Source organism: Planomonospora sp. ID91781 (assembly GCF_015711595.1).
In the GTDB taxonomy this organism is placed as follows: domain Bacteria; phylum Actinomycetota; class Actinomycetes; order Streptosporangiales; family Streptosporangiaceae; genus Planomonospora; species Planomonospora parontospora.
Genome location: NZ_JABTEY010000001.1, coordinates 344,592 through 359,140 on the forward strand (window position 1 = coordinate 344,592; position 14,549 = coordinate 359,140).

Annotated in this window: 13 protein-coding genes; 11 read left to right on the top strand and 2 right to left on the bottom strand. The window is 73.1% G+C overall.

Annotated features, from left to right (window positions below; translation table 11 throughout):
• The first annotated feature begins 177 nt into the window (after positions 1–177).
• The 9 genes from HS048_RS01580 (at position 178) to HS048_RS01620 (ending at position 11,031) form a co-directional block, all read left to right on the top strand.
• Complete coding sequence (locus HS048_RS01580) at positions 178–1,347, top strand: homogentisate 1,2-dioxygenase (protein WP_068902135.1); 1,170 nt, start codon at positions 178–180, stop codon at positions 1,345–1,347.
• Positions 1,344–2,174, top strand: coding sequence for a hypothetical protein (locus HS048_RS01585; protein ID WP_196465937.1), 831 nt, complete (start codon positions 1,344–1,346; stop codon positions 2,172–2,174). The genes HS048_RS01580 and HS048_RS01585 overlap by 4 nt, the downstream gene beginning before the upstream one ends.
• Positions 2,171–3,325, top strand: a complete 1,155-nt coding sequence (gene fahA, locus HS048_RS01590) for a fumarylacetoacetase (RefSeq protein ID WP_196465938.1) — start codon at positions 2,171–2,173, stop codon at positions 3,323–3,325. Before HS048_RS01585 ends, fahA begins: the two co-directional genes overlap by 4 nt.
• An 87-nt stretch (positions 3,326–3,412) precedes the next feature.
• On the top strand, positions 3,413–4,639 hold the full coding sequence (locus HS048_RS01595; RefSeq protein WP_196465939.1) for an Ig-like domain-containing protein: 1,227 nt from the start codon (positions 3,413–3,415) through the stop codon (positions 4,637–4,639).
• 225 nt (positions 4,640–4,864) lie between these two features.
• Positions 4,865–5,299: an NfeD family protein gene (locus HS048_RS01600; protein WP_068902129.1), complete on the top strand. Its 435-nt coding sequence runs from the start codon at positions 4,865–4,867 to the stop codon at positions 5,297–5,299.
• 2 nt (positions 5,300–5,301) lie between these two features.
• Positions 5,302–6,423: an SPFH domain-containing protein gene (locus HS048_RS01605; protein ID WP_196465940.1), complete on the top strand. Its 1,122-nt coding sequence runs from the start codon at positions 5,302–5,304 to the stop codon at positions 6,421–6,423.
• 452 nt (positions 6,424–6,875) lie between these two features.
• Positions 6,876–8,462: a cellulase family glycosylhydrolase gene (locus HS048_RS01610; RefSeq protein ID WP_196465941.1), complete on the top strand. Its 1,587-nt coding sequence runs from the start codon at positions 6,876–6,878 to the stop codon at positions 8,460–8,462.
• Positions 8,463–8,752: 290 nt separating this feature from the next.
• On the top strand, positions 8,753–9,781 hold the full coding sequence (gene tdh / locus HS048_RS01615) for an L-threonine 3-dehydrogenase (protein WP_068902123.1): 1,029 nt from the start codon (positions 8,753–8,755) through the stop codon (positions 9,779–9,781).
• Positions 9,781–11,031 (top strand): glycine C-acetyltransferase, encoded by a 1,251-nt coding sequence (locus HS048_RS01620; RefSeq protein WP_068902121.1) that lies wholly within the window; start codon positions 9,781–9,783, stop codon positions 11,029–11,031. The genes tdh and HS048_RS01620 overlap by 1 nt, the downstream gene beginning before the upstream one ends.
• A 123-nt stretch (positions 11,032–11,154) precedes the next feature.
• On the opposite strand, the gene HS048_RS01625 is transcribed toward HS048_RS01620, so the two are convergent.
• Complete coding sequence (locus HS048_RS01625; RefSeq protein ID WP_307832334.1) at positions 11,155–12,117, bottom strand: RNA polymerase sigma factor; 963 nt, start codon at positions 12,115–12,117, stop codon at positions 11,155–11,157.
• An 84-nt stretch (positions 12,118–12,201) separates the two neighbouring features.
• Positions 12,202–12,528, bottom strand: a complete 327-nt coding sequence (locus tag HS048_RS01630) for a hypothetical protein (RefSeq protein WP_196465943.1) — start codon at positions 12,526–12,528, stop codon at positions 12,202–12,204.
• A 104-nt stretch (positions 12,529–12,632) separates the two neighbouring features.
• Between HS048_RS01630 and HS048_RS01635 the strand changes: the two genes are divergently transcribed.
• Together HS048_RS01635 and HS048_RS01640 are read left to right on the top strand one after the other, a co-directional pair.
• On the top strand, positions 12,633–13,277 hold the full coding sequence (locus HS048_RS01635) for a TetR/AcrR family transcriptional regulator (protein ID WP_068902115.1): 645 nt from the start codon (positions 12,633–12,635) through the stop codon (positions 13,275–13,277).
• A gap of 140 nt (positions 13,278–13,417) precedes the next feature.
• Positions 13,418–14,395: a LysR family transcriptional regulator gene (locus HS048_RS01640; protein ID WP_196465944.1), complete on the top strand. Its 978-nt coding sequence runs from the start codon at positions 13,418–13,420 to the stop codon at positions 14,393–14,395.
• The last annotated feature ends 154 nt before the right edge of the window (positions 14,396–14,549 follow it).

Sequence of the window (14,549 nt, forward strand, 5' to 3'; positions counted from 1 at the left end):
CCGTCCTCGGTGTCCGTCACGGCCCCATCGGCGGGCGGCGCGCCGATCTGAGCCCGTCACGGACGGAATCCGGCGGAGCACCCGGCGCGACGTTTGACAGCACCCGGCACGGTGGCGGATGGTTGTTCGTATAGAGGACGCTTACGTCCGATAAACGGACAAATCTGGGAGAAGCGCATGCCGTACTACCGCGTCGTGGGGGAGGTACCCCGCAAACGCCACGTCCAGTTCCGGCGGCCCGACGGCGGGCTGTACGCCGAGGAGCTGATGGGCGAGGAGGGGTTCTCCAGTGACTCCTCGCTCCTCTACCACCGCCACCTGCCCACGGCGATCGTCAAGGCGGAGGCGGTGGAGCCCGACGAGGCCGCGGTCCTGACGCCCAACCTGCCGCTCTCCCCCCGCCACTTCCGCACCCAGGACCTGCCCGCCGGAGGCGACCTCGTCACCGGCCGCGGGCTGATCGCGGGAAACGCCGACGTCCGCATGTCGTACGCCGCGACCGAGGCGCCCAGCGGCCTCTACCGCAACTCCATGGGCGACGAGTGCGTCTACGTCGCGAGCGGCCGGGTCACCTTCGAGTCGACCTACGGGGCCATCGAGGCCGGCGAGGGCGACTACGTGGTGGTCCCGACCGGCACGATCCACCGCTGGGTGCCGCAGGGCCGGGTGACGGCCTTCGTGATCGAGGCGTCCGGGCACATCCGCCCGCCCAAGCGCTACCTGTCGAAGTACGGCCAGTTCCTGGAGCACGCCCCCTACTGCGAGCGCGACCTGCGCACCCCGGCCGAGCCGCTGACCGCCGAGGGCGAGGACGTCCCGGTGCTGGTCCGCACGCGCGGCGGGCTGACCCGGCTGGTCTACCGCAACCACCCCTTCGACGTGGTCGGCTGGGACGGCTGCCTGTACCCCTACGCGTTCAACATCAACGACTTCGAGCCGATCGTGAAGGGCATCCACGCCCCGCCGCCGGTCCACCAGACCTTCGAGGGCCCGAACTTCGTGATCTGCTCCTTCTGCCCGCGCCCGCTGGACTTCCACCCGGACGCCGTGCCGATCCCGTACAACCACCACAACGTCGACTCCGACGAGCTGATGTTCTACGCGGGCGGCGACTACACCGCGCGCAAGGGCTCCGGCATCGACGTCGGCTCGGTCTCGCTGCACCCCGCCGGGTTCACCCACGGCCCGCAGCCGGGCGCCGTCGAGGCCGTGCTGGAGGCGGTGCGGCAGGGCCACACCCGCACCAACGAGCTGGCCGTGATGGTCGACACCTTCCGCCCGCTCGACCTGGGCCCCGCCGGGCTCTCGGTCGAGGACCCCGCCTACGCCTGGACGTGGTCGCGGTGAACCTCTTCCACGACCTCGTCGACGACGCCGGGCTGTTCCCGCCCACCGCGCTGCCGATGGACGAGGCGCTCTCGCGGCACCGGGCCGACCTGGAGCGGCGCAGCCCGGTGCTCACCCACCGCTTCCTCTGCCCGGCCAGCCGCCTGCCGGTGCTCCGCGTCCACCTGGAGGAGACGCCCCTGCCGCTCCGGCTCGGGCTGATCCTCGACACCGAGGAGCCGCCGCGGCTCGACGGCCTGGAGGTCGAGCTGGTCGAGGTGCCGGGCTCCCGCTTCGAGACGTCCGCCGGGCGGGTCGAGCTGCCGGACGGGCGGCTCCCGCTGGAGACGGCGGGCCCGGCGGTCCGCCGGTTCGTCGAGGTCACCCCCGCCCAGCTGCCCGTCCACCTGCCCGACGGGGTCGGGCTGAAGGTCCGGTGCGGCGGCCGGGAGCCCGAGGACTTCCCCAGCGCCCACGACCTGGGCTCCTTCATCGCCCACTGCGTCCGCAGCGGCACCCCCTTCAAGGCCACCGCCGGGCTGCACCACGCGGTCCGGCACTTCGACCCGGCGCTCGGCACCGACCGGCACGGCTTCGTCAACCTGGTCCTGGCGGTCTGCGCGGCGGTCGAGGGGCGTGACCCGGTGCCGGTGCTGAAGCTGACCGACGTGGGCGAGCTGGTCCGGCAGGCGCGGGCCGTGCCCGACGACGCCGCCCGGCGGGCCCGGGAGCTGCTGGTGTCGTACGGCTCGTGCAACACGGCCACCCCGATCGAGGACCTGCTGGCCCTCGACCTGATCGAACCCGGGACCGGGACCGGGACCCGACCCGCGAAGGAGAACGCGTGACGGCCGCAACCCCCTGGGGCCTCGACCACCTGCCCTACGGGGTCTTCTCCCGGACCGACCGGCCCGGCGAGACACCCCGCGTCGGCGTCCGGTACGGCGACCACGTGCTCGACCTGGCCGAGGCGCTGCACGACGAGGTGTTCGCCACCGGCTCGCTCAACGCCTTCCTGGCCAGGGGCGCGGCGGCCTGGCGCGACACCCGGGCGCTGATCCGCAGCAAGCTGGCCACCGACCCGGTCGCCGCCGGGCTCCACCTGGTCCCGCTCGACCGGGTGGAGCTGCACCTGCCCATCGAGGTGGCCGACTACGTCGACTTCTACTGCTCGCTGGAGCACGCCTCCAACCTCGGCCGGATGTTCCGGCCCGACGAGGAGCCGCTGAAGCCCAACTGGCGGCACCTGCCGGTCGGCTACCACGGCCGGGCCGGGACCGTCGTCGCCTCCGGCACCCCGGTCGTCCGGCCGTCCGGGCAGCGCGGCGCCGGGGTCTTCGGCCCCTCCGCGAAGCTGGACATCGAGGCGGAGCTCGGCTTCGTCGTCGGCGCGCCGACCGCGCTGGGCGAGCGGCCGGGCCGGTTCGCCGACCACGTCTTCGGGGTGACGCTCGTCAACGACTGGAGCGCCCGGGACATCCAGGCGTGGGAGTACGTCCCGCTCGGGCCCTTTCTCGGTAAATCCTTCGCCACCTCGATCTCCCCGTGGATCACGCCGCTGGAGGCCCTGGCCGGCGCCCGCGTGCCGGGCCGCGAGCAGGATCCCGAGCCGCTGGACTACCTGCGGCGCGCCGAGGAGTGGGGTCTCGACCTGACCCTGGAGGTGCGGCTGAACGGGGAGGTCGTCTCCCGCCCGCCGTACCGGGGGATGTACTGGACGCCCGACCAGATGCTCGCCCACATGGCCGTCAACGGCGCGTCCCTGCGGGTCGGCGACCTGTTCGCCAGCGGTACGGTCTCCGGTCCCGAGGCGGGTCAGCGGGGGTCGCTGATCGAGCTCACCTGGAACGGGACCGAGCCGGTCAAGCTCTCCGACGGGTCGGTCCGGGCCTTCCTGGAGGACGGTGACACGGTCTCCATCACCGCCACCGCGCCGGGCCCCGAGGGGGGTCTGATCACCCTCGGGGAGGTGTCCGGAACCATCCTGCCCGCCCGGTAAGCACGTATTGTCACTCGGCGTGCTCGAACGGTCACCTGACGCTACTCTTGGCAGCCGACCGTCCACGCACTCCAAAGGCAGGAACCGATGCGGCGCGCCGCGGGCCCTCTCCCCGTCCTCCTCCTCGCGCTCCTGGCGCTCCCCGCGCTCCTGGCGGGCTGCTCCTGGTTCACCACCGACGACGCACCCGGGGAGAGGGCCGCGACGCCCTCCATCGTGATCGACCCGGCGCCCGGCGCCCGGCAGGCGCCGACCGGCAGGGGGCTGACCGTCCACACCACGGCGGGCACGCTGACCGGGGTGGCCGCCTACGCGGGCGGCGCCCCGGTCCCGGGCCGCTTCGACCCCGGCAGGACCGCCTGGCGCTCCGACCACGCCCTGGTCCCCGGCCGGGACTACGCCGTGAGCGTCACCGCCGCGGGTCCCGGCGGCACCCGGGCGAGCGCCACGGGCACCTTCCGCACGTTCACCCCCGAGAAGACCTTCAAGATCGCTTCCGTCACGCCGTCGCCCGGCGAGACGGTCGGCGTCGGCATGCCGATCATCGTCGACTTCGACACCCCGGTGAAGGACCGGCTCTCCGTCGAGCGGGCCCTGGAGGTGCGCACCGGCACGCCGGTCGAGGGCGCCTGGCACTGGACGGGCGACACCCGGGTGATCTACCGCCCCCGCGACTACTGGCCCGCCGGGTCGAAGGTCGACTTCGTCGCCCACCTGTCCGGCGTCCGCGCCGCCAAGGACGTCTACGGCACCTCCGACCACGGCGTGCGGTTCGGCGTCGGCCGGAGGCAGACCAGCGTCATCGACACCCGGACCCACCGGATGACGGTCGAGCGCGACGGGAAGGTCGTCCAGCGCATGGCCATCAGCGCGGGCATGGCCACGACCAGGGAGTACACCACGACGAGCGGCGTCCACCTGACCATGGACAAGGCCAACCCGGTCCGCATGGTCTCGCCGAACCGGAGCAAGGGCGACCCGGGCTACTACGACGTCATGATCGACCACGCCGTGCGCATCTCGAACAGCGGCGAGTACGTCCACGCCAAGGACAACGTCTGGGCCCAGGGCCGGGTCAACGTCAGCCACGGGTGCGTCAACGCCCGCCCCGACCAGGCCGCCTGGTTCTACGACAACTCCCTGCGCGGCGACCCCGTCGTCATCCGCGGCACCGACCGCGAGCTGGAGTGGGACAACGGCTGGGGCTACTGGCAGCTCTCCTGGGCCGAGTGGCTGGAGGGCAGCGCCCTCCACGACGACCTGGTGCGCGACTCCGGCGAGGACCAGGGCGACACCCTCCGCCGCAGCCTCTGACCGCCCCGCGCGGCGTTCCGGCGAGGACCCGGCCTTCAGCCCCGTCCCGCACGGTCTCCCGGCGAGGGTCCGGCCGTCGGAGACCGTCCCGCGCGGCGTCCCGGTGCGGGAGCGCGCCCGTACGGCCCGCCGTACGGGCGCTGACAGCGCGGTCGGCGGCGACATACGGTGGAAGCGGGAACCCGCCGGACACCGGAGCCGTTGGCATGGCAGGAGGGCCGGAACATGGATGATTGGCTCATCTGGTTGATCCTCGCCGTGGTACTGGGCGTCGCCGAGATCTTCACCCTCACCACCGCTCTCGGCCTGCTCGGCGGGGCGGCGCTGTTCGCCTCCGCCGCGGCGCTCCTCGGGCTCCCGGTCCCGCTGCAGCTGATCGCCTTCGCCGGCTCCCTCGTGGCCGGGGTGGTCCTGATCCGGCCCGTCGCCAGGCGGCACCTGCGGCCGCCCCCGCCGGACCAGCGGTTCGGCGTCCAGGCCCTCGTCGGGCGGACCGCCTACGTGACCCGCGAGGTGACCGGCCGGGACGGCCGGGTCCGCATCGGCGGCGAGGAGTGGTCGGCCAGGGCCTACGACGAGACGCTGGTGATCCCGGCCGGCGCCTCCGTCGACGTCATCGAGATCGAGGGCGCGACCGCGCTCGTCTACCCCAGGGAGTAGTGATGGACCCGCTGCTGATCGTCGGTGTGCTCATCGTCCTGTTCGCGGTGTTCACCGTCACGAAGTCCGTGCGGATCGTGCCCCAGGCCCGGGCCAGGAACGTCGAGCGGCTCGGCCGCTACCACACCACCCTCAAACCCGGCCTCAACTTCGTGATCCCGTACATCGACCGGGTCTACCCGATGATCGACCTGCGCGAGCAGGTCGTCTCCTTCCAGCCCCAGCCGGTGATCACCGAGGACAACCTGGTCGTCGAGATCGACACCGTGCTGTACTTCCAGGTCACCGATCCGCGTGCGGCGGCCTACGAGATCGCCAACTACATCCAGGCGATCGAGCAGCTCACGGTGACCACGCTGCGCAACGTCATCGGCTCGATGGACCTGGAGATGACGCTCACCTCCCGCGACACGATCAACAGCCAGCTGAGGGGCGTGCTGGACGAGGCGACCGGCAAGTGGGGCATCCGGGTCAACCGGGTCGAGATCAAGGCCATCGACCCGCCGAAGAGCATCAAGGACGCGATGGAGAAGCAGATGCGCGCCGAGCGGGACAAGCGCGCCGCCATCCTCACCGCCGAGGGCCAGCGCCAGTCCCAGATCCTCACCGCCGAGGGCGACAAGCAGAGCGCCGTCCTGCGCGCCGAGGGCGAGCGCAGCGCCGCCATCCTCAAGGCGCAGGGCCAGTCCCAGGCCATCGACGAGGTCTTCCAGGCCGTGCACCGCAACGACCCCGACCCCAAGCTGCTCGCCTACCAGTACCTCCAGGTGCTGCCGGAGCTGGCCAAGGGCGAGGGCAACACCTTCTGGGTCATCCCCGGCGAGGTCACCTCCGCCCTGCAGAGCGTCTCCCGGGCCTTCACCGAAGGGCTGCCCGCCTCTCCCGCCACCCGCGAGGCGCCGCCGCGCGACGGCCGGGCCGCGCGGCGGGACGACGGAGAGGCGCAGCAACTGGCCCGGCAGGAGGCGGCGGAGGCCGAGCAGGCCGCCGCCGAGGCGGTGGCGGAGGCCGCCGACGCCGACCCCTCCACCGGCCCCCGCCAGCTCGGCCCCGGCCCCGTCACCCCGGACGCCCTCTCCCACCTCACCGAGGAGCGGCCCGCGTGGCAGGAGCGGCCCCGGTAGGTCGCGCGGCCCCGGCGGCGCATGTGCAGGACACGCCGCCCCGGTAGGACGCCTGGTCCCGGCGGCGCATGTGCAGGACACGCGGTCCCGGCCGAGGTCGCGACCCGCCGGGCGGGCCCGGCGGGGAACGCCGCCTGCCGGCCGGGTACGGAACCGATGAAACTTTCATCGGTGGGGACGCCGACGGGACGTACCGGCTGGTAACGGCTGAGCAGGGGTGATGCGGGTTCCGGAGGATCACCGCCACGGGCTTCACCATCATTCGCGTCAGCGTCGATATGCCACATGTCGCGCAAACCGGTAAAAATCGCTCCGGACTTAGCGGCTCCCGGCACTCCTGCCGGGAGCCGCGACCTTCCTCCGGCCTGTGATGAGGCTGAGCGGGGCGGGGCGCCCGGAGCGGCGCCCGCTCCGCTCGCCGGAGCCGGACCAGAACGCGAAAGGTCACCGTCGTGAAATATCCCGCACGCCCGCGCCGCGGTCGCGCCCTCCTCATGGCCGGCGCCGCCGCGCTCGCGCTGGGGACGCTGACGACCGCACCGGCCGTCGCCGCCGCCTCGGCCGCCGCCCCCGGCTGCGCGGTCACCTACACCACCAGCAGCTGGCCGGGCGGATTCAGCGCCAACATCACCGTCAAGAACCTCGGCGGCGCCGTCGACGGCTGGAAACTGGGCTTCTCCTTCCCGAGTTCCGGCCAGAAGGTCGGGCACGGCTGGTCGGCGGTCTACGACCAGAAGGGCACCGCCGTCACCGCGAGCAGCGTGAGCTACAACAAGTCGCTGGCCTCCGGCGCCTCGGCGCAGATCGGGTTCACCGGCAGCACGACCGACGGCAACCCGATCCCGACGACGTTCACCCTCAACGGCGTCACCTGCAACGACACCGCTACCAGGCCGCCCGCGCCGCCGACCGCCACGCCGACGCCCACCCGCACCGCCACCGCCGCGCCGACGCCGACCCGCACCGCCACGGCGGCCCCCACGCCGACCGCGACCCGCACCGCCACCCCGGTGCCCACGGCGACCCGTACGGCGACGCCCACCCCGACCCCGACCCGTACGGCGACGCCCACCCCGACGCCCACGAAAGCCCCGGCCACCGGCACGCCCGTCGGGATCAACGGCAAGCTGCACGTCTGCGGCGTCCACCTCTGCAACCGGTACAACCGCCCGGTCCAGCTGCGCGGCATGAGCACCCACGGCATCCAGTGGTTCCCCAGGTGCTACACCGACGCCTCGCTGGACGTGCTCGCGGGCGACTGGAAGGCCGACCTCTTCCGGGTCTCCATGTACGTGCAGGAGGGCGGGTACGAGACCAACCCGGCCGCCTTCACCGAGCAGGTGAACAAGTACGTCGACATGGCCACCGCGCGCGGCATGTACGCGATGATCGACTTCCACACGCTGACGCCGGGCGACCCCAACCACAACCTGGCCCGGGCGAAGACCTTCTTCGCCTCGGTCGCCGCCCGCAACGCGGGCAGGGACAACGTCATCTACGAGATCACCAACGAGCCCAACGGGGTGAGCTGGGCCTCGATCAAGAGCTACGCCGAGCAGGTCATCCCGGTGATCCGCGCGGCGGACCCGGACGCGGTGATCATCGTCGGCACCCGGGCGTGGTCGTCGCTGGGCGTCTCGGAGGGCTCCAACGAGACCGAGATCGTCGACAACCCGGTCAACGCCAAGAACATCATGTACGCCTTCCACTTCTACGCCGCCTCGCACAAGGACAACTACCGGGCCGTGGTGAGCCGGGCCGCGGCGAAGCTCCCGCTGTTCGTCACCGAGTTCGGCACGGTGACGGCCAGCGGCAACGGCGAGGTCGACCTCGCCAGCACCGCCGCGTGGATCGACATGCTGGACCAGCTGAAGATCGGCTACGCCAACTGGACCTACTCCGACGCCCCCGAGAGCAGCGCCGCCTTCAAGCCGGGCACCTGCTCGGCCGGCGCCTTCGCGGGCACCGGGGCGCTCAACCCGTCGGGCGTCTACATCCGCGACCGCATCCGCACCGCGGACGACTTCCCCACGAGCTGACCCTCCCCCGCGCCGGCCGCGCCCCCTTCCCCAGCGGCCGGTCCGGCCCACCGGGCCGATCCGAAGAGAAGGCCCCTCCCGCTCCCGGGAGGGGCCTTCTCCCCGTTCCGGCCGGTCCCACGGCACGCACCCGACCCCGTCCCTGCGCGGTACGGTCCGCGCCCGCCGTACGGCGGTCCCCGCCTCCAGCGTGAAGCCAGGCTGTTGCCCGGGTTAAGAAAAGCGCGATGGACACCGCGGGAGGCGGCCCGGCACAGTGCGTAGGGTCGGAAGGTGAGGGGGGACCTGGGATGAAAGCACTGGTCAAGGAGCGGGCCGAGCCGGGCCTGTGGCTGATGGACGTGCCCGAGCCCGAGGCGGGGCCGGGAGAGGTGCTGATCCGGGTGCTGCGGACCGGGATCTGCGGCACGGACCTGCACATCCGGAGCTTCGACGCCTGGGCGCGGCAGACGCTGCGCACGCCGCTCGTCGTCGGGCACGAGTTCTGCGGCGAGGTCGTGGAGGTGGCGCCGGGGGTCGAGGACATCGCGGTCGGCGACCTGGTCAGCGGCGAGGGGCACATCGTCTGCGGCAAGTGCCGCAACTGCATGGCCGGGCGGCGGCACCTGTGCCGCAACACCATCGGGCTCGGGGTCAACCGCGACGGCGCCTTCGCCGAGTACGTCGTGCTGCCCGCCTCCAACGTGTGGGTGCACCGCACGCCGGTGGACCCCGACGTGGCGGCGATCTTCGATCCGTTCGGCAACGCCGTGCACACCGCCCTGTCGTTCCCGCTGGTCGGCGAGGACGTGCTGATCACCGGCGCGGGGCCGATCGGGCTGATGGCCGCGGCGGTCGCGACGCACGTCGGCGCGCGCAACGTCGTCATCACCGACCTCAGCCCCGAGCGGCTCGCCCTCGCCGACAAGATCGGCGTCACCCTGGCGCTGAACGCCGCCGAGACGTCGATCGCGGAGGGCGTGGAGAAGCTCGGCATGCGCGAGGGGTTCGACGTGGGCCTGGAGATGTCCGGGCACCCCCAGGCGCTCCGCGACATGATCGCCAACATGACGCACGGCGGGAAGATCGCCATGCTGGGCCTGCCCGCGGAGGAGTTCGCGGTCGACTTCGCGACGATCGTGACCTCGATGATCACCCTCAAGGGCATCTACGGCCGGGAGATGTACGAGACGTGGTACGCCATGTCCGTGCTCCTGGAGAAGGGCCTCGACCTCTCCCCCGTCATCACCGACCGCTTCTCCTACCGCGACTTCGACGCGGCCTTCGACACCGCCGCGAGCGGCAGAACCGGCAAGATCATCATGGATTGGACCGCCTGATGTTCGACAACGTCCGCGACGACCTGCGCGCGACCATCGACGAGATCGCCTCGGCCGGCCTGCTCAAGCCCGAGCGGGTCATCACCACCCCGCAGCGCGCCGGCATCGCCGTCGCGGGCGGCACCGGCGGTACGGCACCGGGCGGCGGCGCCGTACCGGACGGCGTGACCGTACCGGGGGCCGGGGCGGCCGGCGGGCCCCGCGAGGTGCTGAACTTCTGCGCCAACAACTACCTGGGCCTGGCCGACCACCCCGAGGTGATCGCCGCGGCCAAGGAGGCGCTGGACCGCTGGGGCTTCGGCATGGCCTCGGTGCGCTTCATCTGCGGCACCCAGGAGGTGCACAAGGAGCTGGAGGCGCGCCTTGCGGCGTTCCTCGGCCAGGAGGACACCGTCCTCTACAGCTCCTGCTTCGACGCCAACGGCGGCGTCTTCGAGACGCTGCTCGACGACCGCGACGCGGTGATCTCCGACGCGCTCAACCACGCGAGCATCATCGACGGCATCCGGCTGTGCAAGGCCCGCCGCCTGCGCTACGCCAACCGCGACATGGCGGAGCTGGAGGCCCGCCTCAAGGAGGCCTCCGACGCCCGCCGGAAACTGATCGTCACCGACGGCGTGTTCTCCATGGACGGCCACGTCGCACCGCTGGACGAGATCTGCGACCTGGCCGACCGGTACGGCGCCATGGTCATGGTCGACGACTCGCACGCGGTCGGCTTCGTCGGCGAGGGCGGCGCGGGCACCCCCGAGCTGTTCGGGGTGCGCGACCGGGTCGACATCATCACCGGCACGCTCGGCAAGGCCCTCGGCGGGGCGAGCGGCGGCTACACGGCGGCCCGCGGGGAGATCTGCGAGCTGCTCCGCCAGCGCTCGCGCCCCTACCTGTTCTCCAACTCCCTCGCGCCGGTGATCGCCGCCGCCTCGCTGCGCGTCCTGGACCTGGTCAGCGGCTCCGGCGAGGCCCGGGAGCGGCTGCGCGCCAACACCGCGCGCTTCCGCACCCGGATGACCGAGGAGGGCTTCACCATCCTGCCCGGCGACCACCCGATCGTCCCGGTGATGATCGGGGACGCGGCGGAGGCGTCCGCGATGGCCGAGCGCCTGCTCGACCGGGGCGTCTACGTGATCGGCTTCTCCTACCCGGTGGTCCCGCACGGCCAGGCCCGCATCCGCGTCCAGCTCTCGGCGGCCCACTCCGCCGAGGACGTCGACCGCGCGGTGGAGGCGTTCGTCGCCGCCCGGGGGTGAGCCCGCCGGGGCCCGGTCACGCGCCGGAACCCTGAGGCGGGTCACGAGCCGGAACCCGGGTCGGAGCCGGAACCGGTCGGGGCCGGACCGGGTCCGGCCGGGGCCGGGCCGTACGGGGCGTGCTCAGGACAGGAGGTCGGCGAGGGCTCGGGTGCGGGCGGGGTGCCGGAGCTTGCGCATGCCCGCGGACTCGATCTGGCGGATGCGCTCGCGCGTCACACCGAGTCTCCTGCCGATCTCCTCGAGGGTCCTGGCCTCGCCGTCGGCCAGGCCGTACCGGAGGGAGATCACGTCCGCCTCCCGCTCGGTCAGGGTCTCCAGCGCCGCGTCCAGCTGCCCGCGCAGTGACGAGGAGACCACCGCGTCGGCCGGGTCCTGCGCGTCGTCCTCGATGAGGTCGCCCAGCTCCGCGCCGTCGTCGTCGCCGACCGGGGTGTGCAGCGAGATCGGCTCGCGGGCGTGCCGGAGCAGCTCCTCGACCTTCTCCGGGGTCAGGTCGAGCTCGGCCGCCAGCTCCTCCGAGGTCGCCTCCCGGCCCAGGTGCTGCCGCATCGCGCGCCGGGCGCGGTTCACCCGGTTGAGGACCTCGACGACGTGCGCGGGCAGGCGGACCGTCCGGCTCTGGTCGGCCAGGGCCCGGCCGACCGCCTGCTTGATCCACCAGGTGGCGTAGGTGGAGAACTTCAGGCCGCGCCGGTGGTCGAACTTCTCCACCGCGCGCATCATCCCGATGGTCCCCTCCTGGACCAGGTCCAGCAGCGGCATCGCGCCGCCGGCGGCGTAGCGCCTGGCGATCGAGACGACCAGCCGCAGGTTGGCCTCGACCATGTGGTCCCTGGCGCGGCGGCCTTCGGCGGCCAGCCGCTCCAGCTCCCATCGCTCGGCCGGAGCCGGCCCCCCGCCCTCGGCGTCGAGGCGCTCCTGCGCGCGCGCCCCGGCCTCGATGCGCCTTCCCAGCTCCACTTCCTGCTCGGCGGTCAGCAGCGGGGTGCGCCCGATCTGCCGGAGGTAGTCCTTCACCGGGTCGACGTCGACGGCTCCGTTCGCGTGGCGGGCAGGGCGGGATGCGGTGGCGGTAGCGCTCAAGGGGGTCCTTTCGCCGGGCGGGGTCAACGGGAACGCGGGAACGGGGGCGGTCGATTCCCGGAGCCGGGGTGATCGGCCGGATGCTCAGCCGCGGCCGGGCACGCGGCGGGGGCGGTGCGCCGGGACGCGGTGGCCCTGCCCCCGCCGCACGCCCTCGGCACGGCGGTCGTGCCCGCCCGCCGTACGGGCGGAGCGGTTCGAGGGGTGCGGCGCGGCGGGCGCCTGGAGGGGCGCCTGGAGGGGCGCGGAAGCGGGCATCCGCAGCAGCGCGGGGGCCGGCGTCCGCGTGGGCGCGGGAGCTGCGGCCGGTCCGACGGGCCGGGTGCCGGGGCGGGCGGCGGCCGGCTCCGGATCCGCGGCCTTCCGGATCGCCTCGGCGAGGCGGGCGGTGCTGAGGGTCTTCTCGGCCATGCGGGCCTTCCTTTCGGTCGCGGCGGTTTGCCTGACATAAATTTATGTCGGACATAGAAATATGTCAACACCGAATTTAGGTCGAGCCGATGTAAGGTGGAGGCATGAGCACCCAGACGACCGGCCTCCGAGAGCTGAAGAAGCAGCAGACCAGGGAGAACATCTCCCACCAGGCCACCCGGCTGTTCCTGGAACGCGGCTTCGACAAGGTGACGATCGCCGACGTGGCGGCGGCGGCGCAGGTGGCCAAGATGACGGTCACCAACTACTTCCCGCGCAAGGAGGACCTCGCCCTCGACCTGAGCGAGGCGTTCGTGCAGTCCCTGGCCAGGACCGTCCTGGAGAGGGGGCCGGGAGAGTCGGCGCTGGCCGCGCTGCGCCGCGCCTACCTGGCCGCGGTCGCCGAGCACAGCCCGGTGATCGGTTTCTCCGGCCCCGAGTTCGCCCGGATGATCACCGACAGCCCCGCGCTGACGGCCCGGCTGCGGGAGTTCCACGACGAGCGGGAGAAGGCGCTGGCCGACGCCCTCACCGCGGAGGCCGGCACCGGGGCCGGCGACATCCTGCCCACGGTGGCCGCGGCCCTGCTGGGCGGCGTCCACCGGCTGCTGTTCGACGAGACGCTCCGCCGCACCCTCGACGGACAGGGCAACGCGGAGATCGCCGAGGCGCTCACCGCCCACATCGGCACCGCCTTCGACGTCCTGGAACCCGCACTCGGCGACTACGCCGTCCGCCCGGCCGGATGAACCACCGGACGACCGCGCCCACCGGAGTGACCGGGTCGGAGTCCGCTCAGGGGTGACCGGGCGACCAGGCGTTCGGACTGCCGGGCCACCGGACGGTCGTCACGGCGTGGGCGGTTCAGGCGCTGGCCGACAATGAAGGGGTGATTGACACCCGGCGGCTGCGGACCCTGCGCGCGGTGGCCGACCACCGGACGGTCACCGCCGCCGCCGCGGCCCTGCACCTGACCCCATCGGCGGTCTCCCAGCAGCTCGCCGCCCTGGAGCACGAGGTCGGCCACCGGCTGCTGGAGCGCGACGCCCGGGGCGTGCGGCTGACCGCCGTCGGCCGCATCCTGCTCGGCCACGCCAACGAGGTCCTCGCCCAGCTGGAGCGGGCCGGGGCCGACATCGCCGCCTACACGACCGGTACGGCGGGCGAGGTGCAGGTCGCCTCCTTCGCCACCGCGATCGGCCTCGTGGTGGCCCCGGCGGTGGGCCTGCTCCGGGAGAAGGAACCGGGCCTGCGGGTGCGCGTCCTGGACGCCGAGGGGGACCAGAGCCTCACCATGGTGCTGGACGGCGCGGTGGACGTCGCCGTCGCCGTGGAGTACCGCGGCGCTCCGGGCGCGGACGACCGGCGGCTCTCCCGCATCCCGCTCTACGCCGAGCCGTTCGACGTCGTCCTCCCCCGCGACCACCGCCTCACGCGCCCGGCGGGTACGGCCCGCACGGGCCCGGCGAATACCGGTCCGGCGGACACGGGCACGGCGGATGCGGCCCTCCCCGGGGAGACGATCACCGTCGCGGACCTGGCGGGCGAGACCTGGATCGGCCCCTACCCGGGCAACCCCTGCCACGACGTGATCGCCCTGGCCTGCGAGCACGCCGGGTTCACCCCCGCCTTCGCGCACTCCTCCGACGACTTCCGCGCGGTGGTCGCCCTGGCCTCGGCCGGGGCGGGCGTGGCGATGGTGCCGCGCCTGGCGCTGCGCGGCGCCGACCTGTCCGGCGTGGTGATCCGCCCCGTCGAGGGCCCGCAGCGCCGGGTCTTCGCCGCCGTACGGCGCGGCGCCGAGCGCCACCCCCTGCTCGTCCCCCTGCTCGACGCCCTCCGGCACACCGCCACCGCCCTGAGCTGACCCCGACCGCGCGGGTGCATCCCGGCCCCTGCGGCCCACGACCCGGCATCCGATCAGGAACTCCTGAGCCCGGAGGCGGCAGGCGGATCCCGTAGCGGTGGCGATGACGAAGGCCGGTTCGGTTTCCGCGGCGAGCCCGGGGATTCAACACTTC

Excerpts from the sequence above, each read along its gene's own strand:
- HS048_RS01630 (WP_196465943.1), bottom strand. The coding sequence starts at position 12,528 with ATGGCCGAGAAGACCCTCAGCACCGCCCGCCTCGCCGAGGCGATCCGG.
- HS048_RS01600 (WP_068902129.1), top strand. The coding sequence starts at position 4,865 with ATGGATGATTGGCTCATCTGGTTGATCCTCGCCGTGGTACTGGGCGTC.
- HS048_RS01620 (WP_068902121.1), top strand. The coding sequence starts at position 9,781 with ATGTTCGACAACGTCCGCGACGACCTGCGCGCGACCATCGACGAGATC.
- HS048_RS01580 (WP_068902135.1), top strand. The coding sequence starts at position 178 with ATGCCGTACTACCGCGTCGTGGGGGAGGTACCCCGCAAACGCCACGTC.
- HS048_RS01635 (WP_068902115.1), top strand. The coding sequence starts at position 12,633 with ATGAGCACCCAGACGACCGGCCTCCGAGAGCTGAAGAAGCAGCAGACC.
- HS048_RS01605 (WP_196465940.1), top strand. The coding sequence starts at position 5,302 with ATGGACCCGCTGCTGATCGTCGGTGTGCTCATCGTCCTGTTCGCGGTG.
- tdh (WP_068902123.1), top strand. The coding sequence starts at position 8,753 with ATGAAAGCACTGGTCAAGGAGCGGGCCGAGCCGGGCCTGTGGCTGATG.
- HS048_RS01595 (WP_196465939.1), top strand. The coding sequence starts at position 3,413 with ATGCGGCGCGCCGCGGGCCCTCTCCCCGTCCTCCTCCTCGCGCTCCTG.